Origin of the sequence: Bacillus sp. SD088, assembly GCF_017355205.1 — a bacterium.
Classification (GTDB): Bacteria; Bacillota; Bacilli; order Bacillales; family Bacillaceae_C; genus Lederbergia.
Genome location: NZ_JADIJK010000079.1, coordinates 1 through 217, shown reverse-complemented (window position 1 = coordinate 217; position 217 = coordinate 1). Strand labels below are relative to the sequence as shown.

1 pseudogene is annotated in these 217 nt (G+C 47.9%); it reads left to right on the top strand.

The features are described from left to right. Positions 1–20 precede the first annotated feature (20 nt). Positions 21–217: pseudogene (locus tag IPU53_RS24740) on the top strand (SH3 domain-containing protein); the annotation flags it as partial.

Sequence of the window (217 nt, the reverse complement as noted above, 5' to 3'; positions counted from 1 at the left end):
TGAATGGGAAGACTGGGTATGTGAGCAGCCAGTTTTTATCAGGCAAGACAAGCACCAATCCGTCCAAACCATCCACGCCAACACCATCTAAAACAGAAACAAAATATGTGTCAGTGGATGCGGGTTCGAGCTTAAATCTTCGTAGTAGTGCGAGCGCCAGTGCGTCAATTATCGCCAGCCTTAGGAATGGTATCGCGGTAAGCGTGGAATCAGAATC